The sequence below is a fragment of the Stenotrophomonas sp. SrG genome, from assembly GCF_050031795.1.
In the GTDB taxonomy this organism is placed as follows: domain Bacteria; phylum Pseudomonadota; class Gammaproteobacteria; order Xanthomonadales; family Xanthomonadaceae; genus Stenotrophomonas; species Stenotrophomonas rhizophila_A.
Genome location: NZ_JBNBBE010000263.1, coordinates 1 through 272, shown reverse-complemented (window position 1 = coordinate 272; position 272 = coordinate 1). Strand labels below are relative to the sequence as shown.

At 62.5% G+C, this 272-nt stretch carries 1 pseudogene; it reads left to right on the top strand.

The features are described from left to right. Positions 1-51: 51 nt before the first annotated feature. Positions 52-272: pseudogene (locus ACQG3P_RS19775) on the top strand (DcaP family trimeric outer membrane transporter); the annotation flags it as partial.

Genomic DNA, 272 nt, shown 5'->3' with positions numbered 1-272 from the left:
ACCGTGACCCCACACGCGGCGATCACTTTGCCACCCGCGAGAGAGGGCAACATGAGTACCAGTATGTTGAAGACCATGCGCAAGCCGTTGGCGACCTGCCTGTTGGTCGCGTTGGTGGCGCCTGGCATGGCGTTTGCAGAAACCGCCAAAGAGAAGCAGCTGGAAGCGCGCGTTGCCGAGCTGGAGCGCCAGGTGCAGCTGCTGCTGTCCACCATCCAGCAGCAACAGACCCAGATCAGCCAGGCCCAGACCGACGTGACCGCGGTGAAGAA